The organism is Paenibacillus antri (genome assembly GCF_005765165.1).
Taxonomy (GTDB): Bacteria; Bacillota; Bacilli; order Paenibacillales; family YIM-B00363; genus Paenibacillus_AE; species Paenibacillus_AE antri.
Genome location: NZ_VCIW01000003.1, coordinates 54,626 through 76,899, shown reverse-complemented (window position 1 = coordinate 76,899; position 22,274 = coordinate 54,626). Strand labels below are relative to the sequence as shown.

The following is a 22,274-nucleotide window of genomic DNA, read 5'->3' as shown; positions in this document are numbered from 1 at the left end:
ACCTCCCATTGTACACGAAATTCGTCGGGTTTCGGCTAAGATTTCATCCGACAATTCCCCTCGTCGAAATACGGGAGCGTCACCTTGCACGTCGTTCCTTCGCCGATGCGGCTCCTCACCTCGATCGTTCCGCCCATCTGGCGGACGATATTGAACGTAACGAGCGTGCCGAGCCCCGTGCCCTTCTCCTTCGTCGAATAATACGGCGTACCCAAGCGGGCGATCTGTTCCGGGGTCATCCCGCTCCCCGTATCGATGACGTACAACTCTATCCCCTGTTCCTTCTCGAACGACCAAAACTCGACGGCACCTCCGCTCGGCGTCGATTCGATCGCGTTCTTCCCGAGATTGATCATCGCTTGGCGAAATTTCGACCGATTGCCGTACACCGCTCCGTCGCCGTCGACGCGATTCACGATCGTCACGTTCTGATAATTCGCGTACGAATTCAATATGTTCGCAATGTAATGGAACTCTTCTTTCATGGAAAGCTGTTCCTTCTTCTCCGCCTCGGGCTTGCTGAGGGAGAGGTAATTGGAAATGATGAGCTGGGCGCGATCGAGCTCTTCCAGGCAGATGGCCGAATACGACGCGCGCTTCTCCGCGCCTAGCGCCGAGTCGCCGAGCAGCTGGATGAACCCGCGCACGGCGGTCAGCGGATTGCGAACTTCGTGAGCGACGGAGGCGGCCAGTTCGCTGACGAGTTTCATTTTCTCGGCGTCCAAGATGTCTCTCTTCATCCGCTGGTGCTTGCGTATCGCTTCGAACAGATAGACGTTCAACCCGATCAGCGCGCACTGCGCGGCGATCAGCGGCAGCTGCGGCAACAGCCTGTCGTTGAAGGCGCTTGCGAAATCGCCCTGCAGTCCGAAGTAAACGACGACGGAGCCGATTCGCAGCACGAAGCAGATGCCGATCGCCGTCCAGACGCGCCCCAGCCCTTCGAATCGTTCGAACCGTCGGTGGGCGGCGAAGAGGAGCAATATCGCGGGAGCGACGCTCGCCATATAATGTAACATGTTGAGCCCGCCCAAGAAGTCTCGATACCCTATCATCGCGGCGAAAAGAAACGTCGTCGCTATCGGTCCGCCGTAGAGAGACCCCGTAATAAGCGGCAAAGAACGGAAATCGATGGTGGAACCCAAAAAATAAACGGGAAAAGTCATCGTGAAGAGCAAGGGAACGACGTACAGCAGGAAGACGGCCGCGCCGTGCCGCCAGCCGGAGCTCGTCCAGCGGTAAGCATACTGGTAGAACAGCAGCGGGAGCAGCACGATAAAGACGTTCAACAGCAATTCGCGAAACTCATGAACCAACATCGCGCCCCTACCCCTTCGTGCGTCAGAAATATGTGTATTCTATGGAGAAAAAGGCCGACGGATTCCCGTCGGCCTTACGCAACGTCAGTTCCACTCGAAATCGACCGCGTTCAAGAACGCGCGGGCGAGCGCCGCGTGTCCCGTCATGTTCGGATGCACCCTGTCCCAGGCGAGGGTCGCGGGATAGATGTGCTCGAGCAGCCGGTCGATCGCCGCCTGCGCGTCGACGAACCTCGCCCCATGCTTCTCGGCGAGCCGCTTCACGACCGCGCCGTAGCGGTCCATGTCGGCTCGCATCGCGTCGCCCCGGTTCGGTTCGATGTAATACGGGGTCATCAACACAAGGCCTTCGACCAGCGGCTTCGTCCGCTCGATCAACCCGTCGAGCGTAGCTTCGTATTCTTCGATAAGCACGTGCCCCTCGACGATCGTCGGCGTATCGTATTGGCGCCACACGTCGTTAATGCCGATCATGATCGACACCCAGTCCGGATTCAGCTCGACGACGTCCGTCTCCCAGCGCGCTTTCAAGTCGCGCACCGTATTGCCGCTCGTCCCCATATTGACGACCCGAATCGCCCGCTCGGGATACCGTTCGTTCAGCAACGCGGAGACGAGCGCGACATACCCCTTGCCGATGGCGCCGAACAGCCCTTCCCCGCGAGGACGCGCCCGCTCGCAATCCGTAATGGAATCTCCGATCATGACCAACGTCTGCCCCTGCCGCAACAACATACGCCCGTTCCCCCCGGTAAGATTCATGTTTATTTCTTATCTTACCGGAAAGGGTTTCCATCGTCGATAGCCGATTATTGCGCGCCTACAGGCTCCGGCTCCGGCTTCGGCTTCGGCTCGGGCTCCCGCTTCGGCGCCGGCGTCCCGCCGGCAAACCGGTCCGACAGCTCGTCGAGCGAAAGCATCTCCGTGCCGGGAAGCAGCCAGTCGGCTCCGCGCATGCGCGCCTCCGTCCCTACGCCTACGGCGAACATGCCCGCCGCCCGGATGGCCGCGATGCCCGCTTCCGCGTCTTCGATCGCCGCGCAGTTTCGATACGGCACGCCCAACGCCTCGGCCGCCGCGAAGAAAATTTCCGGATCGGGCTTGCCCTTCGCCACCGACCCGGCGTCGACGATCGCGTCGAAATACGCGCCGACGCCCAGCCGTTCGACGACGAGCCGCGCGTTCCGGCTCGCGGAGGCGATCGCTGTCTTGAGGCCCCGCGATTTGACGTCGCGGAGGAACGCCTCGATCCCCGGCAGCAGCGCCTCCGGCGTCAGCCGCTCGATCCGCTCGACGTAGAGCTCGTTCTTTCGGCGCGCGAGCGCCGCCTTCTCCTCCTCCGCGTAAGATCGGCTCGCGCGCTCCAACACGATGTCGAGCGACGTCCGCCGGTCGACGCCTTTCACTCGCTCGTTCACGGACGGATCGAGCGGCACGCCCTGCTCGTCGGCGATCCGCTTCCAGCACTCGTAATGGAACGAAGCCGTGTCGACGATGACGCCGTCGAGATCGAAGATGACCGCTTCGAGCTTGGGCCGCATCGAGACGACCGCCGGACGGCCGGAGGCGAGCCGCAGCTCCCGGCCTTCGTGCTCGATCGTCAGGTCGTCGCCCTCGAGGAGCGAATACGTCGCGTCGTCCGGCGTGACGCGAACGCGCAGCAGCCGCCCGCGGAACGCGACGACGAATGCGTACGCCGTCCAGCGCGCCGGGATCGACGGGCGGAAGCGAAGCTTGCCGTCCCGCTCCCGCATACATGCGAACCCGTTCGCGAGCGACAGCCACGTCCCGGCCATCGCCGCGGTGTGCAGGCCGTCCTTCGCGTTGCCGTTCCGATCGTCCAAATCCATGCGAGCCGTGCGGAGGAAGAAGTCGTACGCCTTGTCGACGTCCCCGATCTCCGCCGCGACGATGCTGTAGATGCACGGCGACAACGACGAATCGTGCGTCGTGAGCGGCTCGTAAAATGCGTAATCGCGGCGCTTCTGCGCCAGCGAAAACCGGTCGCTCTGCAGGAACGACGCCAAGACGACGTCGGCCTGCTTCAGCACCCGATGCCGATAAATGACGAGCGGATGATAGTGAAGCAGCAGCGGATATTTGTCCGCCGGGGCGTTCGCGAAATCCCACTCCGCCCGGTCGAGGAACGCGTCGTCCTGCAGCGTCACGCCGAGCCCCGCGTCGTACGGGACGTACATCCGATCCGCGGCGCGCTGCCAAGCGTCGACCTCCGCGTCGTCCAGCGCGATCCGGCTCGCGACGTCCCGATACGCGTCCGTCCGTTCGATCCGCAGACGACGCGCCGTCGCCGCCGCGTATTCCAAATGGTCCTTCGCCATCAGGTTCGTGAACGCGTTGTTGTTGACGAGCGCCGTATATTCGTCGGGTCCGGTGACGCCGTTGATGCAGAACCCCTTATGCGGAATGTAGTCTCCCAGGTCCGCCCAGAAACGCGCCGTTTCGAAGAGGAGCTCGGCCCCCTTTTCGATCAAAAATTCGTCGTCCTCCGTAGCCGCCATGTATTTCTTCAGCGCGTAGGCGATATCCGCATTGATGTGAACCTGCGCCGTGCCCGCCGGGAAATACGCCGACGTCTCTTCGCCGCCGATCGTCCGCCACGCGAACAACGCGCCCTTCTGCGACATCGTGCGCGCCCGCTCGCGCGCCTTGTCCAAGATGCCGTACCGGTACGTCAGCAGCTGCTTCGCGATATCCGGGTTCGTATAGAGAAAGAACGGCAAAATGTACGTCTCGGTATCCCAGAAGTAATGCCCTTCGTACCCTTCCCCCGTCAGCCCTTTCGCGCTTATGTTCGTCTCCCCGTCCCGGCCGACCGATTGGAGCAGCTGGAACGCGTTGAAGCGAACGCCTTGCTGCAGCGCCGGATCGCCTTCGATCGTTACGTTCGTCCGCTCCCAGAACCGCTCGAGGAACGCTCGCTGCTCCTCGAGCAGCGCGTCGAAGCCGTCCGCCTTCGCTTCCTGAACCGAATGTTCCGTCTCCAGACGCAGCTTCCGCTCGTCCAGCGTCCCAGGCTCCTCCTTGGACGTATGGTATGCGATCGTCTTCGTCAGCGTCGCGGGCACGCCCTGATGCGAGGCGAACGCGAACCGAATCGACGCGCCTTCCGCCGACGCCTCCGCTTGAATCGAGGCGGCTTCCTCCGCGTCCAGCCGGTGCTCCGCCGCGCACATGATCGTAAATCCCGAACGCTTCGTCCGTTGGTGAAGGAAGGCGAGCGTTCCGACCGCCGCGGTATCGATCGTCGTCAAGGCCGGCTCCGTCAGCGCCGAGCCGAGGCGCGGATCGCCCTTGGACACCTGGTTGCGCACCGCGCCGTCGATCGTCGAGACGAGGCCGACCAGCCCGTGGAAGTCGACCGTCGTCACCTCGTACCGAATGGCCGCGACATGCTTGCGCGTCAAGCTGACCAGCCGTTCGACGCGCACGTCCACCTTGTTCCCGTTCGACAGCTCGAGCCGCATCGTCCGCGCGAGCGTACCTCTGCGAAAATCGAGCGTTCGCTTAAAGTCGAGCAGCTTGCATGCGAACAGGTCGACGCGTTCGCCGTCGACGTACAGCTCGATCCCTCTCGCGTCGGCGACGTTCAGCATCGTCTGGCCGACCCTCGCGTATCCGTACGCGTCCTCCGGATATCGGATCGGCTCGGTTTCGTAGAACCCATTAATGTACGTCCCGCGCGTCGAACGCCCTTCCGCTCCGCGGAACCCTTCCTCGAGATTGCCCCGCATGCCGAGGTACCCGTTGCCGAGACTGAAGATCGTTTCGTCCACGAGGTTCGTCTCCTCGTCCCATCCGTCTTCGACGACCGACCATTCGTCGTACGCGTACTTCGGTTTGAAATCGCCATTCGTCGTTCCTGTGCCGCCCATGATGCATATCTCCTTTTGTTAACATCTGCTATTGGCTAGCATGTAACAAGAAGGGGCGAACCATGCGAGCCTTCTCGGACGACATAAGAAAAACCGCCTTGCGGCGGTTCGGTCGTCGGATTGCGTTAACGATGCGCACATGAAGGAGCATAAACCAGATGCAGCCGGTCTTCCGCCTCCTATGCGTCCGCCGCGCAGCGGAAGCCGGCGTTGCCGGTCGAGCTGTCGGGCGTGTTGGAGCTGCGGGCCGCGACGCGGTACCGATTGCAGTACGATTTATGACACAAGTACGAGCCGCCGCGCATGACCCGGCTCGTCCCGTTCGGCGGACCTTTCGGGTTCAGCGGATTCGCTTCCCGATGATACGTCGGGTGGAACCAGTCGGCGCACCACTCCCAGACGTTGCCCGAGACGTTATACAGCCCGAAGCCGTTCGGCTCGAACGCGTCGACCGGGCACGTGCCGACGTAGCCGTCGGAGGCGTTGTTTTTCTCAGGGAATTTGCCTTGGAAAATGTTGCACATATGCTTGCCGTCCGGCTTCAGCAGGTCGCCCCACGGGTAGCGCTTGCCGACGAGCCCGCCGCGCGCCGCGTATTCCCACTCGGCTTCCGTCGGCAGCCGCTTGCCCGCCCATCGGCAGAACGCCTCCGCGTCGTTCCAGCTGATATGGACGACCGGATGGTCGCCGCGCCCTTCGATCGACGTGCCCGGTCCTTCCGGCTGCGCCCAATGCGCGCCGTGCACCGTATACCACCACGGCGTCTGCCGCGGGACCTGCGTGACCGACTTCGCCACCTCCTCGGGTACGAGCAGATGGAAGACGAACGACCAGCCGAACCGCTCGGCCTCCGTCCGATAGCCGGTATCGGCGACGAAGGCGGCGAATCGGTCGTTCGTCACCGCGTACGGGTCGATGAGGAACGGCGCGACCGTCACTTCCCGGATCGGTCCTTCGCCGTCGGCGGGAAAGCCCTCCTCGTCGTCGGTTCCCATTAGGAACGAGCCGCCGGAAAGTCGGATCATGCCATTCTTGCCCCCGTCCCGAGCTGGGTCCCCCGCGGCGTTCCCGGGGAGGACATCCGTCTTCGGCTCCGCGCTCGGCGCCGCCCCTTCGCGCATCGGGGCGCAGCAGGAGGGAATGGATTCGATTTTTTTAAACGCCATGGCCAGCGCCCCCTCTGAATTAACTGAATACGGCCGCTCCGACGAGACCGCATAAGATAATGACGACGATCGGATGCGTCTTGAACTTGAAGAGCGCAAGAAGCGAAGCCGCGAAAATCGCGAATAAGACGACCGTCTTCCAGCCGAACGCTTCGAGGCTCGTCGGAACGACGCCGTTGCCGATCGCGAACGCGGTCGCGGCGTAGAAGATCAGCGCCGCGATGATCGGCCGCAGCCCGTAGAAGCCGTTCTTTACCGCCTTGCTTCTTTTCACTCTATAAAAGAAAGACGCCGCGATCAAGATAAAGATCAATGACGGAAGGATCGTTCCGAGCGTAGCGACGATCGCGCCGGGTACGCCGGCGATGCGGAAGCCGACGAAGATCGCGGAATTCGTGGCGATCGGCCCCGGCGACATGCCGGCGACCGCGATAGCGTCCGTGAACGCCGGCAAGGTCATCCATTCGTGCCGGTGCACGACCTCCCGTTCGATGACGGGGATCATCGAATACCCGCCGCCGAACGACACGGCCCCGATCAACAGAAACGTTGCGAACAGCTCCCACAACACCGTCGTCGAATCCATCTAGATGCCATCTCCCATCATGTAGCCCCATTCCTCCGATTCCGCTTCCGGCTTCGCTTCCGTCTTCAACCCGAGACGCGCCCGCCAGGCGACGAGGGCGATCCCGAGAACGAAACCGCCGACGATGACGAACGACGGGTGAAGCCCCGCGAACAGCGCCAGCATCGCAGCGATCGCGACGCCGAGCGTCGTCTTGTCGACGACGGCCGTCTTGGCGATCTTGCATCCCGCATAACAAATCAAAGCGACGACCCCGGCGCGAATGCCGAACAGCGCCGCTTCCACCTTCGGATGGTCGTGCAGCTGCAGGAAGAAAACGGATAGCAGCAGCACGATGAAGAACGTCGGCAGCAGCACGCCAGCCATCGCGGCGACGGCGCCGGCCGTTCCGGCCAATCGGTAACCGATGAACGTGGCCGAATTGATCGCCACCGCTCCGGGAACCGATTGCGCCACCGCGAAGACGTCGGCGACATCCTCGGTTTCGAGCCATTTCCGGCGTTCGACGACTTCCTTCTCGATCAAGGGAATCATCGCGAAGCCGCCTCCGAACGTGACCGGACCGATCTTTAGGAAGCAGAGGAAAATCGACGGCAGCATTCTGAAGCGTTCCAGCCATGTGCGGCGGTTCAGTTCGATGCCGCTCTCCAGCCCGGTTCGCAGCACGGCGATCCCTCCCTTTCCGAATGATGATGCTTGTTACGTTCATTATACCGTAGTTTTTTCTATTTTGGCATAAACTTTTGCTGATTTTCTTATTTACTTTTATATATAAGCCATAATTTTTGCTTATGAAGGTATCATTCAACCATTTTGATATTAAGTCGAGTTTTCCGCTTGGAATTAGGCGAATACCCGGCGCAAAGAAAAAACGCCGGCTATTTGCGCAGCCGGCGGTTGGCTAACAAATAATCGGCGTCGGTATCGACGATATAGACGCTGCCCTTGCAGCACGGGAAGACGAGCAGCTTCTTCTTGCCCTCTCGGATCTCCTTCAATTCCTTCTTGCGCATCGGCAGGATCACATTGCTCGTCCCGCAGAACGGACATTCCGAGACGTACACGTCCTCCCCGAGAATCTCATACGGCCATGCATGGGAAAAAGGGATCATAGCACCTGGCGTTCCTTTCGTACCTGCTAGAATATGTGGAGTAGTATAGACCATTCCGCCCTATGTTACAATGGAACGCACATCTTCCAGGCTTCGCCGCGGGGCTTGGCATCCATGCGGCGATCGGGTATTCCGACTTCCTGCATTCGCTGCCGGTGTACGCGCTTGTCGTTCTATATCTCGTCGGACTAATCTATTCATATTCGTAATTGCATGCCGTAGACGACGCTCCGGCTACGTCGTCCGAAGCGCCGGGACCGTCACGGTGACGGTCGTTCCTCGCCCGGGCTGGCTCTGAATGCGGAGTCGGCCTTGCAGCGAATGGACGAAATGAAAACAATACATCAGCCCGGTCCCCGTCCCGCTGCTGCGCGTGTTGTACTTCGGCATGCCGAGCTGCTCCAGCTGCTCCTCCGTCATGCCGACGCCGTTGTCCGACACGACGATCGCGAGTTCCTTGCCCTTCCAATACGAAGAGACGGTCAGCCGGCCTCCGCGGTGCAGCGCGTTGGCGCCGTTGCGCAGCAGATGCATCAGGCATAACCTTAGCTGATCTTCGTTGCAATACAGCGTAATATCGTCCGACACCGCGTTCACGAGATCGATCTTCTTGGCTTCGATCGCGGGCCAGATGTCGCGGAGCGCGCCGTCGATGCCCGCCGAGAGCGAGACGTGTTTCTTCTCCGCTTCCTTCAGCGTCGTGATCGTCAAGTAGGTATGAATGATTTTCTCCGCTTCGCTTAATTCTTGCATCGCCGTATTGACGTAATAGAGAATCTGCTCGGACGGATGCTGCCGTTTGATCAATTGCAGGAAGCCGTTGACCGTCGTCAGCGGATTGCGAAGCTCATGCGCGATCAACACCGCGAGACTGCCGCTGACCGTCAGCTTCTCCATCCGCGCGATCTCGGAACGGACCGAGTCCGTCTCGCGAATATGCTCGCCGAGCGCAAGCGTCGTCATCAGCAGCCCGGTTTGAACGGCGGCGAATAGAAGCGCCTCGTCGATCGGCAATGTCTCGCCGAACATCGCAATGCCGCCGAACGTCAACGCCGCCGTCGCGACGGAGAAGACGCCCGCCCACAACATCTTCCTCAGCCAGGACGCCGCGAAGAACTTCGTTCGCGCCGCGGCGACGAGCGACGCGATAAGCGCTGCGACGGCCAGCTCCTCGAGCCAATACGCTTCGGCGATATAGATCCCTGCGGCCGCGGAGACGAGCGACAGCGCCAGCCCGGCCGGCCAGCCTCCGTATAACGTTCCGGCGATGAGCGGAATAAATTTAAGGTCGTAGGTGAGACCGTGACCGTATGTGTAGGGGAAAAACATGCAGCCGACGAGCGGAACGCCCATGAAAAAACCGATCGTGAGCGGACCGGCGCGGTGGAACGGCAAGCGCTGCGAGAACGTCTGAATGACGAGAAACGGAAAAGCGATGAGCATGACATTCACCAGGATGGATGTGAGATTGTTCATGGTCCCTTAAACCCAATCATCGGTCCTCAAAGCCTCTCGACGTCGAATTTTGCCTCATTATACCATTAAATGCCAATGATTGGATAGAATTAAAGCCTCATTCCACTAGGAATAAGGCCTTATTTTTTGGGGAAACCGCCGAAATCCGTCATCGTTTCGACGACAGCGCCCTCCCGCGGGATTCGTCGAATCGTGTATAATGATAGCCGGAAGGAGAGTGGAGACGCTCATGGAGGACCTAGATGGACGCATGCGGCTGCACGGCACGAAGGAGGTTCACGTCCTGCCGGACGTCCGGACGACGTTCCAGCTGTTCGCCGCGCACCTGCGGCGGGTCGACGCGCCGTGGTCGTACCCGCCGCATGCGCACGCCATGTTCGAGCTGAACGTCGTAACGGAAGGCGTACAGCGGTTCGCGATCGAGTCGAAGACGCTCGAACAGCGCCCCGGGGATATCGCGATCGTCCGGCCCGGCGAACGGCATGCGGCGACGGCGGACGACGGAAAGACGATGGCTTATTTCTGCCTTCATTTCCAAGCGGACGACCCGTTGCTGCGGCGAAGCTTGCATGCGCTCGATCGCGGGCTGTATCCGCAAGGCTCTGAGGTCGAGCGGCGGATCGGTCCGGCAATATCCCGCCTGATCGAGCTCGCCACCGCCGACGCCGACGCGGAATCCGCCGCGCTCCGCATGCGGACGCTGTCCGCCGTCTACGCGCTGCTCGCCGCCCTCGCCGAAGAGCCGCAGCCGCATCGGCGGAGCGCGGACAAGCCCGCCCAAGCAGGGGGCGCCGCGCGTCTCGCGGAGGCGATCGCCGGGCGCATCGAACGGTCGGTCGCCGAAGGCCCGCACGGCGAAGCGGAGGACGACGCGATATTGCGAATCGCCCGCTCCCTCGGCTACAGCCCGTCGCACTGCGCGCGCGTCTTTCGGGAAGCGTACGGCATGTCGCCGCGCGCGTACCGCTCCGCCGTCACGCTGCGCGAGGCGAAGCTGCTGCTGCTCGACCCGTTCCTCACCGTCGAAGCGATCGCGGCGAAGCTCGGCTACGACGACCCCGCGACGTTCAGCAAGCAGTTCCGCCGCTGGACCGGCATGTCGCCGAGGGAGTACCGGACGTAAGCCGTCTGCCTCGGCGCCGCTCGAAGCTCAGCCGAACTTGTACGTGATGCCGTGCCCGCCTTTCGGATACACCCAATGGATGTTGTGCGACGGGCAGGCGATGCGGCACGTGCCGCATTCGATGCAGTTTTCGTACGCGACCGTCGTGAGCTTCTGCTGTTTATCCCACTCGTACACGTCCGACGGGCAGAAATAATTACAATCCTTCGTCGTGCACTTGAGGCACGTATCCCGCTCCTTAATGATCAGATGGGATTGATCGTCGCACTTGTATCGGATCGTAAACAATCGATCCGTCACCGCGCTGTTTCCGTTCATCCGTTCATCGCCCTCCATCCCTTGTAGCCGAGCTTCATCAGATTCATCGGACCGCCGGCCGCCTTCTTGATGATCTCCACCGCCTTCCGCTGCTTCGCCGCCTTCGTCTCCCCGTCTACGAGGAACATGTGGTACGCCGCCTCGTTCACCGCGCGCGGCAGCTTGTCGAACAACAGCTCCGGATCTTCGTCCTTCAGCAGCTGATGCATGCCTTTGTACTTCTTAAGGTCTTTCGCCACGAACGACTCGCGGATGTTCCGGTCGTAGGACGAGAGCGAGGCCGCGGAATAATTTTCGACCGCCCGCGCCCGTATGATCGCTTCTCCCGCCAACCGCCCCGACGTCATCGCCAGATTGGTGCCCTCGCGGTGCACGAAATTGACGAGCTGCGCCGCGTCGCCGCAGACGACCCAGCCGGCGCCCGACAGCGGCGGAATCGAATGATACCCGCCCTCGGGGATGAGATGTCCGGAGTACTCCTTCGTTTCGCCGCCTTGAATGAGCTTCCTTATCATCGGATGCTGCTTTACCGCGTCGAGCACGGCGTACGGCTTCACCTTCTTGTCGCGCAGATGGTTCACCATGACGCCGACGCCGAGCGAGATCGTCTCCTTGTTCGTGTAGAGAAACCCCATGCCGGCCATGCCGAGCGACGTCTCGCCCATGAACTCGATCGTCACGCCTTCGTCGCCCTCGAGGTTGAACCGGTCCTCGATTTTCTCCCGCGGCAGCGCGATGACCTCCTTCACCGCCAACGACACTTGATCGGGCTCCCACTCCCGATGTATGCCCATCGCCTTGCCGAGCAGCGAGTTGACGCCGTCGGCGATGACGACGACGTTCGCGTACAGGTCTCCGTCCTCCCGATCGGTCCGCACGCCGACGACCTTGTCGCCCTCCCGGATGACGTCGGTGACGACCGTCTCGTACACGGGGATGGCGCCCGCCTCGACCGCCTTGTTCGCGAACCATTGATCGAACTTGACCCGAAGGCCCGTGAAGCAGTTGTACGGCGCCTTATACGCCTCGTTCCGGTGACCGAGCGTCACCATCGATTCCTTGCCCATGAGCCAGATGCGCTGCTCCACGATATGCCGTTCGATCGGCGCGTTCCGCTCCGTCCAAAACTCCGGCACGAGTTCTTCGATCTGTTTGCGATACAGCACGCCTCCGAACAAGTTTTTCGCGCCGGGGAACTCGCCCCGCTCGATCAGCACCACGGACAATCCGGCCCGCGCCATCGTCATGGCCGCCGCCGCGCCCGCCGGTCCCGCGCCGACGACGACCGCGTCGAACTTTTCCGCCATACGCCCAACCCCTTCCCCCTCGGAAAATGACCCTACGCCGTCTCCGACGCCTTCGCTCGGGCGATGCCCCCGACGCCGCGCCGCGCTTTGACTTGCTCCGTAATCGCCGGCACGATCTTGAACAAATCGCCGACGATGCCGTAATGGGCGATGCGGAAGATCGGCGCGTTCTCGTCGCGGTTGATCGCGACGATCGTCTCGGCGTTCGACATGCCGACCGTATGCTGCACCGCGCCGGAGATGCCGATCGCGAAATACAGCTTCGGGCGCACCGTCTGCCCGGTCTGGCCGACCTGATGCTCATGCTTGATCCACCCGGCGTCGACCGCCGCCCGAGAGGCGCCGACGACGCCGCCCAGCGCGTCCGCAAGCGCTTCCAGCATCCGGAACGCTTCGGGACCGCCGAGCCCCCTGCCTCCCGCTACGATGATTTCCGCCTCCTCCAGGTTGACCCCGCCGGCTTCCTCGAGGAAGTCCAGCACCTGCGTCGCGATGTCCTCCTCCTTCAGCGGGCATTCGATCCGCACGATCTCGCCTTGTCTCGACGCGTCGCGCGGCAGCGCTTGGAACACGCCGGCACGCGCCGTCGCCATCTGGGGCCGGTACTGCTTGCATAGAATCGTAGCCATCATCTTCTCGGAAAACGCCGGCCGGCTCGCCAGCAGCAGCCGAGACGGATGCGGCTCCACGTCCAGTTCCGTCGTGTCCGCGGTCAGCCCCGTCGGCAGATGCGTCGCGATCGCGCCCGCAAGGTCCCTTCCCGTCGCCGTCGCGCCGAACAAGACGATCTCGGGCTTCGCGTCTTCGATGAGGCGAAGCATCACGCGGCTGTACGGGCGCGTCCGGTACTCCTTCAGCTCGGGCGCGTCGCACAGGTAGACGGTGTCGGCGCCGTAGCAGACCGCTTCCTGCGCCAGCCGCTCGACGTCGTGCCCGATGACGACTGCCTTCAGCGGCACCTCCAGCTTGTCGGCCAGCTTCTTCCCTTCGCCGAGCAGCTGCCAGGAGACGCTCTTCGCTCGACCGCCGCGCTGCTCGACGAAAATCAAGACGCCTCGATACGCCGACCAGTCGGGCATGGCGGTATCCTTATCCCTCTCGCTCATTCGCTATCGTCCCTCCTTCTCCGTTACGCCCAACCGAGCCGTTCGGGCAGCCCGCTCGCCCACAGCTTGTCGGCCAGCGCTTCCGCCGCTTGCTGCGGCGTATCCGCCGGAAGCATCGTCGTATTCGCCTTGCGCGCTTCCGGCACCCACGTCTTGGAGACGATCGTCGGCGACCCCTTCAGTCCGATCTTCGACCGCTCGATATCGGGGAAATCCGCCGTCGTCCAGACGACAGGCTTATACCGGGCGGCTCGGAGCATGCCCGGCAGCGTCGCGCGGCGCACCTTGTTAAGCTCCTTGAGCGCGGTGATGAGCGCCGGCATCCGGGTTTGCACCACTTCGACGCCGTCTTCGAGATGGCGATGAACCGTAATCGTACGGCTCGGTTCGTCGACCTCGACGACCTTGGAAACGTACGTCAGCTGCTCGGTGTCCAGCCGGCAGGCGACGCCCGGTCCGACCTGACCGGTGTCGCCGTCGAGCGTCTGCTTGCCGCAGAAGATGAGGTCGACCGGCCCCCAGGTTTCCTCGACCTTGCGGATCGTCTTCGCGACGACGTACGACGTCGCCAGCGTATCCGCCCCGGCGAAGCCGCGATCGGTGACGAGCACCGCTTCGTCCGCGCCGAGCGAGATACATTCCTTAAGCCCCTTCTCCGCCGGGGGCGGTCCCATCGTCACGACCGTGACGCGCGCGCCGAGCTCGTCTTTGATGCGCAGCGCTTCTTCGAGACCGTGCAGGTCGTAGAAGTTGACGATGCTGGGCACGCCTTGGCGGATCAGCGTATTGTCCTTCGGATCGATGCGGATTTCACGGCTGTCGGGCACTTGCTTTACGCATACGACGATGTGCAGCAACGAGCGATCATCCTTTCATTTGTGAAAAATGGTACATGATCTTGGACAAGGTGTCTGAATTTTTGTGATTTTCTGACAATCTATATATACCTATTCTAGACGCGTCGAAAACATCCTTCAACAAAAATGTTACCGCTTACAGAAATTTGGGCGAATGTCCCGCACCGTGAACGGGAAAACCTCCGGCTCAATTCCGCATTAAACAGGATAAACGAACAATGAGAGGGAAAACTTCCCTCTTATTTCGCTAAAACCGATCGTTTTCGGAATCATCGCATGATTAAACAGGAGCTTTTCCCGTTCGCTTAACGAAAACCGGATTATTTTGGCCGATGGACGGGAGGATTTCCTGTTCATTGGACAGGAATTTCGGATTGACTTCCTGATCGGTAACCGCGGCTTGTTCCAACCTTCGGTCATCTCCCAAGGGTTCCGGAACAGGCGAGCCGCGACGGCCGTTGTTTAACCATAAAGGTTTATACGCCGTGCCGATCCGAATTGCGCTTTATAGCGCTATGCACAGCTTTGGGCGTGTGAAGCGTCGGGTGCGGGGCGAGGCTGCGGCGGTTCGTTCGATGGGCAGTGCACGGCGCGCAGATATGGGAGCAACAAAAAAAGTCGCCAAAAAGGCGACCGCATCTTGAACGTATGGGTTTAATAGTGTACACTGTAGAAATGCATGTCGTGCGATATTAGTTGATACTTATAATCTTCTCAATTATATTGTATCATCTGCTCGCGCGAATGTCAACATCCTCTTCAAGGAGTGGTTTCTTTGCATCCAACCGACCCCTGGGCAGCGGAACGAAGCCGATTCGAGGACGTGCGGCGCCTCATCGTCGACCGTCTCGAACGGCTCGAGCCCCTCGCAGGCGAAGAGCGCGATCTCGTCGTAGACCTGCGTAAGCAGTTCTGGGACGACGTCACCTTGAACTTCGGCTCGTACGACGAAGCGCTGGAGACGGCCGCCAACGTCACTCAGCAGGCGAGGCTGGTGAGCGAACGCGAACGCGCCCACCGCGCGCTAGTTCGTCAAATCGCCGGTCTGAAGCGGCTGCGCGAAGCGCCCTACTTCGGCTTCGTCGCCTTCCGCGAAGAAGGCGGCTCGCCCGCCGCGGAACACTCCGTCTACATCGGCTCTTCCACCCTGCTCGGCGACGACGGCGAGACGCTGTTCGTCACCGACTGGCGCGCGCCGATCGCGTCGCTCTATTACGATCATCAGCCCGGCGAAGAAGCGGCCTACGAATCGCCCGACGGGCTCGTTCGCGGCGAGATGACGCGCAAGCTCCAGTTCCTGACGGAGCGAGGGAATTGGGTCGGCGCGTTCGACAGCGGCGTCACGATCGGCGACGCGCTTCTCGGCCGCATGCTCGCGACGAACTCCGACGCGCGCATGAAGACGATCGTCTCGACGATCCAGAAGGAGCAGAACGCCGCCATCCGCAACGACGACAAGCGGCTGCTCGTCGTGCACGGGCCGGCCGGCAGCGGCAAGACGTCCGCCGCGCTGCAGCGGGTCGCGTATCTCCTTTACAAACATCGCGATACGCTGAAGTCCGAGCAGATGCTGCTCTTCTCGCCGAATCCGATGTTCATGAGCTACGTCGACACCGTCCTGCCGGAGCTCGGCGAGGAGCCGATCGGCCAGACGACCTTCCTGCAGTATCTCGAGCATCGATTCGGCCGCGAGTTCGAGGTCGAGCAGCCGTTCGACGCGCTCGAGGCGCTGCTCGGCGAGACGGACGAGGAGGCGGCCGCGCGAACCGAGCGAACCGTGCGCGCGAAGTCGGACCCGGCGCTGCTCGTCGAGCTCGACGACTTCGTCAAGCGGCTCGCGGCGGAGACGATCCCGTTCCGCGGCATTCGCCTGAACGGCAAGACGCTCGTCTCCCGCGACGCCGTCAGAGCCGTCTTCGCGTCGACGGACGAACGCCTGAAGCTCCCCGATCGGCTGTTCGCCGCGAAGAAGCTGCTGCTTCGCAAGCTTTCCGAATGCGAAGTCGCCGAGCGCGACGCGGATTGGGTAACCGCGGAGCTGGAGACGGTCGATGCGGACCTGCTGCGGCTGGCGTACAAGGAAGTGCGGAAACGGCAGAGAGGCCGAGACGCCGTCTTCAACGAGAATACGCTCGAAGAACGCATCCTTCGCGAACTGATCGCGAAGGAACGGTTCGAGACGCTGCGCCGCCGCGTCAAACGGCTTCGCTTCATTGACATGCCGGAATTGTACGTCGCTTTCCTTCGTTCAAGGCGCTCAAGCGACGATCTCGTCTGGTCGGGCGCGACCGAGCGAACCGCCGAATCGCTGAAGTCGAAGCGGATGCCGTACGACGACGCGGCGCTGTACCTCCACCTGCGCGACGCGTTGGAAGGGGGCCGCGAGCGGCGCGACGTAAGACATGTCCTCATCGACGAAGCGCAGGATTATTCCCCGCTCCAGCTGGAGTATATCAAGCGGCTGTTCCCGGTCGCGCGCATGACGATCGTCGGCGACTTCCGTCAAGCCATCTTCCCGTTCGCCGCAGCGCTTCACGAGAACGACGCCATGCTGCGGCTGTACGGCGAAGCGGACACCGCTTTCGTGCCGTTCTCGCGCTGTTACCGGTCGACGCGGGAGATCGTCGGCTTCGCCAAACGGCTGCTCGCGGACGGCGGCTCCGATATCGTGCCGTTCGATCGCCCCGGCGAGCGGCCCGTCCTCGTCCGCGCGGACGATCAAGACGCCGTCTACGCCGCCGTCGCGAAGGACGTTCGCCGCCTTCAAGAGGAAGGCTACGGCACGATCGCCGTCGTAGCGAAGACCGCCGCGGACGGCGCCGCCGCATTCGAGCGGCTGCAGCCGCTCGTCGACGAGCTCGCGCTCGTTACGAGAGAGACGTCTCGCTTCCCGAAGGGGCCGTGCGTCGTCCCCTCCTACTTGGCGAAGGGCGTAGAATTCGACGCCGTGCTCATCGCGGACGCTTCCGAGCGGGCATACGGCAAAGAGCGGGAGCGCAAGCTGTTCTATACCGCCTGCACCCGAGCGATGCACCGGCTGCGATTGTACGCGGCCGGCCCGCTGTCCCCGTTCCTGCGGCAGGTCGAGCCGGACGCCTACGTCGTCGAAGAAGCGGAAATCATTGGCAACGAATCGTCTGCAACCGCCGCGCCCGAGTCGGCGTCAGTATCGTATAGAGAAGAGACATAGACACCTAAGGAGATATCATCGAACGACGCCGATTCGGATCCGGATCCGTCGAAGCCATCCCATCCGACGAAAACAAGCCCTTCGGCGATCCGAAGGGCTTGTTTCGCGTTCCGAATTATTCGGCGACCATGCGGTTCGTCAGGGAACCGAGCTTTTCGATCTCGATCGTGACGACGTCGCCCGGCTGCAGATAGACGCGCTGCTCCGGCGGCAAGCCGAGCACGACGCCTTCCGGCGTGCCCGTCAAGATAATGTCGCCCGGGACGAGCGTCATATGCTGCGAGATGTAGCTGACGATCTCGTCGCAATGGAAAATCATGTCCGACGTATTCGAGCTCTGGCGCACTTCGCCGTTCACGATGCAGCGAATGTCGAGCGCGTTCGGATCGCCCACTTCGTCGGCCGTCACGAGATACGGGCCGAGCGGCGAAAACTTGTCGCACGACTTGCCGAGCAGCCATTGCGCCGTACGCATCTGCAGGTCGCGGGCGGACAAGTCGTTCACGTTGCAATACCCGAAGACGTAGTCGAGCGCCTCCGCCTTGTCGACGTACTTCGCTTCCTTGCCGATGACGATGACGAGCTCCGCCTCGTAGTCGACTTCGTTCGAGACGCGCGGCAGCGGTACGTCATGGCCCTTGCCTGTAAGCGTGTTGTTGAATTTGTTGAACAAGATCGGATATTTCGGGATCGGCGCGTTCGTCTCCTCCGCATGCTTGCGGTAGTTGAGACCCACGCAGATGATCTTGTTCGGATGCGTGACGCAAGGTCCGTACGTCAGCTCGTCCTCGACGCGCGTAACGCGAGAAGAGACGGACGCGTCCGAAGCGGCCGCTTCGACCAGCTTCGCGAGCGCGCCTACCGCGTCGTTCCCGCCTTCGATGACCGCATGCACGTCCGTCGGCACGTTGCCGACGCTCGGCAGCAGCGCCGTCGCCGCGGCGACGTCGACGACGCCCGTCGGCGTTACGACGCCTAGACGGAATTCCCCATTTTCAACAAACGTTAGCAGTTTCATGCTCCCCAGCCTCTCCTATGCGTTTTTTCCGAAAACGACGCCGCCGTCGATATACAACGGCGATCCCATCATGAACTTCGACTCGTCCGAAGCGAGGAACAGCGCGGCCTGCGCCACGTCCTCGGGACGGCCCAAGTCGCCGCTCAGCTGTCTGGTCTTTAGCGAGGCGTACGCCGCTTCCTGGTCGTCGTACGACTTGCGCAGGTAGTCCTCTACGAACGGAGTGAGGATCGTTCCCGGCAGCAGCGCGTTCACGCGGATGTTGTAAGGAGCATAATCCACCTGCATCGACTTCGTCAATGCCAACACCGCGCCTTTGGTCGCGGAATAGGACGCGCGCTTCGCGAGACCGATCTCCGCGATGCAGGACGACATGTTGATGATCGAGCCGCTCATCCGTTCCATCATGTGCGGCAGCACGTATTTCGACGGCAGGAACACGCCGCGGATGTTGACCGTCATGACGCGGTCCCACGCCTCCGGCTCGACCTCGTGCAGTCGGCCGACGCCGCTGATGCCGGCGTTGTTGAACAAGACGTCGATGCGGCCGAAATCGGCGACGATCCGGTCGACCATCGCTTTCACCTGCTCCGGATTCGTGACGTCCGCTTGATAGAACGCCGCCTTCCCGCCGCTAGATACGATTTCGTCGACCGTCGCTTGTCCCTGCTCCGCGTTCAGGTCGTTCACAACGACCGTCGCGCCTTCGCGGGCGAACAGCAGCGCGCTCGATTTGCCGATGCCGGAGCCGGAGCCCGTAATCAGGGTAACCTTATCCGCTAGTCTCATATTTACACTCCTTCGTAGGTTTATCCGGAGACGACGATAATGTTGGCGTACGGCGTCGCGTCTCCGGTGCGGACGACCGCCCGCGACTCGGGGCATATCGCCTTGAACCGCTCGTGCGTCACGACCTGGAACGCGAGCTCCGGGTACGCCGCCCGCAGCTTGGCGTACCGCTCCGGGCTCGCCGCCGCCATCTCCTCGGTGACGATGATGCAGTCGATGACGAACTCGCCGCTTATGGCGGCGAGCACGTCCAGGACGGTCGGCAGGTCGTCCACGAGCGCGAGGTCGAGCCGTTCCGGCCCGGGAGGCACCGGGAAGCCGCGATCGCAGATCGTCAGTAAATCGGTGTGCCCCGTCTCCGACAGGATTCGGTTCAACGTCGGGTGCAGAATGCCGCCCCGCTTCATGGCGCCTCCCCCTTCGCATGGCCGCTTCCCGACGCCCGCAGCGCCTGCTCGCGCTGCGACCTCGTCAGCTCCTCCCGTATGGAAGGGTAAGGCCGCTTCAAGTAAAACGTCTCCCCGCCGTTCCCGTTCGCCGCGACGCTCACGAGCTCCCAGCCTGCTTCGCCGAGCGCCGCGAGCTCCTCGAACGCGTTCGCACGGAAGTATTCCCATCGCGCTGCCGCCATTGGCAAAGCCTCCTTAGCGATCGAGATGGTCGTCCGGCTGCGCCGCCTTCACGGTCAGGCCGCCGTCCACCATTAGCAGGTGACCGTTCACTTGCATCGCTTCTTCCGAAGCGAGGAATACGACGGCGTCGCCAATCTGCCGCGCGGTGCCGAGACGCTTCATCGGATTCGCCTCGATTTCCTTCTGACGAATGGCCGGATCGGCCAGGTAATCCGTACACATGTCCGTATCGACCGTGCTCGGGCCGACCGCGTTCACGTTGATGCCGTATTTGCCGAGCTCGATCGCCATTCCCTTCGTCAGCATGTGCGCCGCCGCCTTCGACGATTGATAATGCGGGATGACCGGGCTCGTCACGACGAGGCTCGCCGTCGACAGCACGTTGACGATTTTGCCGTAGCCCTTCGCGATCATCTTCCCGGCCGCGAGCTGGGAGGCTAAGAAGATCGACTTCACATTCGTGTTATACGTGCGGTCCCACGTTTCTTCCGTAACCTTCAGGAACGATTCGAACGGCGCGATGCCGGCGTTGTTGACCAAGATTTCGACGTCGCCGATCGCGCGCTCCACCTGCTCGAACATGGCGGCGACCTGCGCCTTGCTGCCGACGTCCGCTTGCACGGCGATCGCCTTGCGTCCCATCGCCTCGACCTTGCGGACGACCTCTTCCGCGAGCGGCTTCGAGGACGGCGACGCGAAATTGACCGCGACGTGAGCGCCCTCCTCGGCGAGCCGATACACGATCGCTTCTCCGATGCCGCGGCTGCCGCCCGTGACGAGCGCTACGCGGTCTTGCAATCTGTTTGCCATTTGTGTATGTCCTCCCTTTACAAACTCGGTCCGATGCGGTTGATGCTGAACTCTTGGTGGCCGAGAATTTCCGCTTTCGTCAGCTTCCCGTCCGCCACCTCGACGATCTCCTTCCAGATCGCGTCGCCGGCTTCCTCGAGGCTTATCTCGCCCGTCAGCATGCCGCTGACGTCGACGTCCATGTTGTCGCTCATCCGCTCGAACATGCGGCGGTTGCCGGTGATCTTAATGACCGGCACGACCGCGGAGCCCGTCGGCGTGCCGCGCCCCGTCGTAAAGCAGACGATATGCGCGCCGCCCGCCGCCATGCCGGAGACGCATTCGATGTCGTTGCCCGGCGAATCCATGAAGTACAGGCCGCCTTCCGGAATGTCTTCGGCATATTCGATGACGCCGCGGATCGGCGCCGTGCCGCACTTGCTGATGCAGCCGAGCGACTTCTCCTCGATCGTCGACAGCCCGCCCGCGATGTTGCCGGGGCTCGGGTTGCCGCCGCGCATGTCGGCGCCCATGCGCTCGACTTCCTTTTCGAACCGGTCCACGATCTCGTACAGCTTCTCCTTCGTCTCCGGCGTCGCGCAGCGCTCGGCGAGCACATGCTCCGCGCCGATGATCTCCGTCGTCTCGCCGATGACGATGCCGCCGCCGTGCGCGATGAGCGCGTCCGCCGCGCCCCCGAGCGCCGGGTTCGAGGCGAGGCCGCTCGTCGCGTCGGAGCCGCCGCACTTCACGCCGACCTTCAGCTTCGAGAGCGGCACCGGCACCTTCTTCTCCGCGTCGAGCTGCGACTTCAGCCTCCGCGCGATGTCGGCCCCGTGCTGGATCGCCTTCACCGAGCCGCCGACGGATTGAATGTCGAACCACTCGACCGGCTTGCCCGTCTTCTTGATCTCTTCCGCGAGCGCGACCGGATCGACGACCTCGCAGCCGAGGCTGACGATGAGGACGGCGCCGACGTTCGGATTTTTGCCGGTGCCGGCGAGCACGTCGAACGTACGGTCCTTATCGGAGCCGATCTGGCTGCAGCCGTGCTGATGCGGAATCGCCACCGCGTCCGGCACGAGCTGCGCGATGCGGCTGCACACCTGATTCGAGCAGATGACGGTCGGAATGATCAACAGATGATTGCGGATGCCGATGTCTCCGTTCGGGCGTTCGTAACCCATGATCGTAGCAGTGCTGGTTGTCATGCGCTTGCTCCCTTCCCCGCTTGATCGCCGCGGCCGCGAATGCCTTCGATGTTGTGCACGTGCACGTGCCGGCCGACGGCGATGTCCGTCGTCGCGCGGCCGATCGTCTCTCCGTATTTCTTGACATGCGTCCCTTCCGGAATGTCGACGATCGCGACCTTATGCCCGAACGCCACATCCTCAGACATCGCTACTTGAAAGCGTTCTCCCGCGAACGTGAACGAAATCGTCTCGCCCGCCTTCAAATCCCTGAGCGCGGTCGCTACATGATCGTCCGCGTGCATGCGAATCGCGTCCGCTCCGGCTTGCACTTGTCCAGCCATCCGTCAAATCGCCTCGTTTTCGAAAAATATGTTACCGATAACCCTAAACTACCAAGGTT

The 22,274-nt window shown here is 62.1% G+C and carries 22 protein-coding genes; 2 read left to right on the top strand and 20 right to left on the bottom strand.

Annotated features, from left to right (window positions below):
* Positions 1-35: 35 nt before the first annotated feature.
* The 8 genes from FE782_RS06000 to FE782_RS05965 form a co-directional block, all read right to left on the bottom strand.
* Complete coding sequence (locus tag FE782_RS06000; RefSeq protein WP_138193166.1) at positions 36-1,319, bottom strand: ATP-binding protein; 1,284 nt, start codon at positions 1,317-1,319, stop codon at positions 36-38.
* An 84-nt stretch (positions 1,320-1,403) separates the two neighbouring features.
* The gene (locus tag FE782_RS05995) at positions 1,404-2,054 is read right to left on the bottom strand and encodes an SGNH/GDSL hydrolase family protein (protein ID WP_138193165.1); all 651 of its coding nucleotides are present in this window, start codon (positions 2,052-2,054) and stop codon (positions 1,404-1,406) included.
* 74 nt (positions 2,055-2,128) lie between these two features.
* Positions 2,129-5,212 carry a beta-phosphoglucomutase gene (gene pgmB, locus FE782_RS05990; RefSeq protein ID WP_138193164.1) on the bottom strand — a complete coding sequence of 1,028 codons (3,084 nt, stop codon included), beginning with the start codon at positions 5,210-5,212 and terminating at the stop codon, positions 2,129-2,131.
* Positions 5,213-5,391: 179 nt separating this feature from the next.
* Positions 5,392-6,378, bottom strand: a complete 987-nt coding sequence (locus FE782_RS05985) for a formylglycine-generating enzyme family protein (RefSeq protein WP_138193163.1) — start codon at positions 6,376-6,378, stop codon at positions 5,392-5,394.
* A gap of 19 nt (positions 6,379-6,397) precedes the next feature.
* A complete protein-coding gene (locus FE782_RS05980; protein ID WP_138193162.1) occupies positions 6,398-6,964 on the bottom strand; it encodes a chromate transporter in 567 nt (188 codons plus the stop codon).
* Entirely contained in the window at positions 6,965-7,630 is a 666-nt protein-coding gene (locus FE782_RS05975; RefSeq protein WP_238392364.1) for a chromate transporter, read from the bottom strand. It lies immediately after the preceding gene.
* Between the two features lie 212 nt (positions 7,631-7,842).
* Entirely contained in the window at positions 7,843-8,076 is a 234-nt protein-coding gene (locus FE782_RS05970) for a hypothetical protein (RefSeq protein WP_138193161.1), read from the bottom strand.
* A 234-nt stretch (positions 8,077-8,310) separates the two neighbouring features.
* Positions 8,311-9,552 (bottom strand): ATP-binding protein, encoded by a 1,242-nt coding sequence (locus FE782_RS05965; protein ID WP_138193160.1) that lies wholly within the window; start codon positions 9,550-9,552, stop codon positions 8,311-8,313.
* A gap of 229 nt (positions 9,553-9,781) precedes the next feature.
* Here FE782_RS05965 and FE782_RS05960 point away from each other — a divergent pair, with 229 nt between their 5' ends.
* The gene (locus FE782_RS05960; protein ID WP_158299268.1) at positions 9,782-10,675 is read left to right on the top strand and encodes an AraC family transcriptional regulator; all 894 of its coding nucleotides are present in this window, start codon (positions 9,782-9,784) and stop codon (positions 10,673-10,675) included.
* Positions 10,676-10,702: 27 nt separating this feature from the next.
* Here FE782_RS05960 and FE782_RS05955 read toward each other — a convergent pair whose 3' ends face one another.
* From FE782_RS05955 to FE782_RS33085, 5 genes are all read right to left on the bottom strand, one after another.
* Positions 10,703-10,993 (bottom strand): ferredoxin family protein, encoded by a 291-nt coding sequence (locus FE782_RS05955; RefSeq protein WP_202914481.1) that lies wholly within the window; start codon positions 10,991-10,993, stop codon positions 10,703-10,705.
* Positions 10,990-12,300, bottom strand: a complete 1,311-nt coding sequence (locus FE782_RS05950; RefSeq protein ID WP_138193157.1) for an FAD-dependent oxidoreductase — start codon at positions 12,298-12,300, stop codon at positions 10,990-10,992. The genes FE782_RS05955 and FE782_RS05950 overlap by 4 nt, the downstream gene beginning before the upstream one ends.
* Positions 12,301-12,332: 32 nt before the next feature.
* Positions 12,333-13,406, bottom strand: a complete 1,074-nt coding sequence (locus FE782_RS05945; protein WP_138193156.1) for an electron transfer flavoprotein subunit alpha/FixB family protein — start codon at positions 13,404-13,406, stop codon at positions 12,333-12,335.
* Positions 13,407-13,429: 23 nt separating this feature from the next.
* Complete coding sequence (locus FE782_RS05940; RefSeq protein ID WP_138193155.1) at positions 13,430-14,263, bottom strand: electron transfer flavoprotein subunit beta/FixA family protein; 834 nt, start codon at positions 14,261-14,263, stop codon at positions 13,430-13,432.
* 280 nt (positions 14,264-14,543) lie between these two features.
* A complete protein-coding gene (locus FE782_RS33085; protein WP_274388707.1) occupies positions 14,544-14,672 on the bottom strand; it encodes a hypothetical protein in 129 nt (42 codons plus the stop codon).
* Positions 14,673-15,038: 366 nt separating this feature from the next.
* Between FE782_RS33085 and helD the strand changes: the two genes are divergently transcribed.
* Complete coding sequence (gene helD, locus FE782_RS05935; RefSeq protein WP_138193154.1) at positions 15,039-17,453, top strand: RNA polymerase recycling motor HelD; 2,415 nt, start codon at positions 15,039-15,041, stop codon at positions 17,451-17,453.
* Between the two features lie 115 nt (positions 17,454-17,568).
* Here helD and FE782_RS05930 read toward each other — a convergent pair whose 3' ends face one another.
* The 7 genes from FE782_RS05930 to FE782_RS05900 are packed head-to-tail and all read right to left on the bottom strand — an operon-like array spanning position 17,569 to position 22,215.
* The gene (locus FE782_RS05930; protein ID WP_138193153.1) at positions 17,569-18,471 is read right to left on the bottom strand and encodes a fumarylacetoacetate hydrolase family protein; all 903 of its coding nucleotides are present in this window, start codon (positions 18,469-18,471) and stop codon (positions 17,569-17,571) included.
* 15 nt (positions 18,472-18,486) lie between these two features.
* Positions 18,487-19,260: an SDR family NAD(P)-dependent oxidoreductase gene (locus FE782_RS05925; protein WP_138193152.1), complete on the bottom strand. Its 774-nt coding sequence runs from the start codon at positions 19,258-19,260 to the stop codon at positions 18,487-18,489.
* 20 nt (positions 19,261-19,280) lie between these two features.
* Positions 19,281-19,667, bottom strand: coding sequence for a D-ribose pyranase (rbsD, locus tag FE782_RS05920; protein WP_138193151.1), 387 nt, complete (start codon positions 19,665-19,667; stop codon positions 19,281-19,283).
* Entirely contained in the window at positions 19,664-19,891 is a 228-nt protein-coding gene (locus FE782_RS05915) for a hypothetical protein (RefSeq protein ID WP_138193150.1), read from the bottom strand. The genes rbsD and FE782_RS05915 overlap by 4 nt, the downstream gene beginning before the upstream one ends.
* A 13-nt stretch (positions 19,892-19,904) precedes the next feature.
* A complete protein-coding gene (locus FE782_RS05910; RefSeq protein WP_138193149.1) occupies positions 19,905-20,702 on the bottom strand; it encodes an SDR family NAD(P)-dependent oxidoreductase in 798 nt (265 codons plus the stop codon).
* A 17-nt stretch (positions 20,703-20,719) separates the two neighbouring features.
* On the bottom strand, positions 20,720-21,892 hold the full coding sequence (locus FE782_RS05905; protein WP_138193148.1) for a UxaA family hydrolase: 1,173 nt from the start codon (positions 21,890-21,892) through the stop codon (positions 20,720-20,722).
* Positions 21,889-22,215 (bottom strand): UxaA family hydrolase, encoded by a 327-nt coding sequence (locus FE782_RS05900; RefSeq protein ID WP_138193147.1) that lies wholly within the window; start codon positions 22,213-22,215, stop codon positions 21,889-21,891. Before FE782_RS05900 ends, FE782_RS05905 begins: the two co-directional genes overlap by 4 nt.
* Positions 22,216-22,274: the final 59 nt, after the last annotated feature.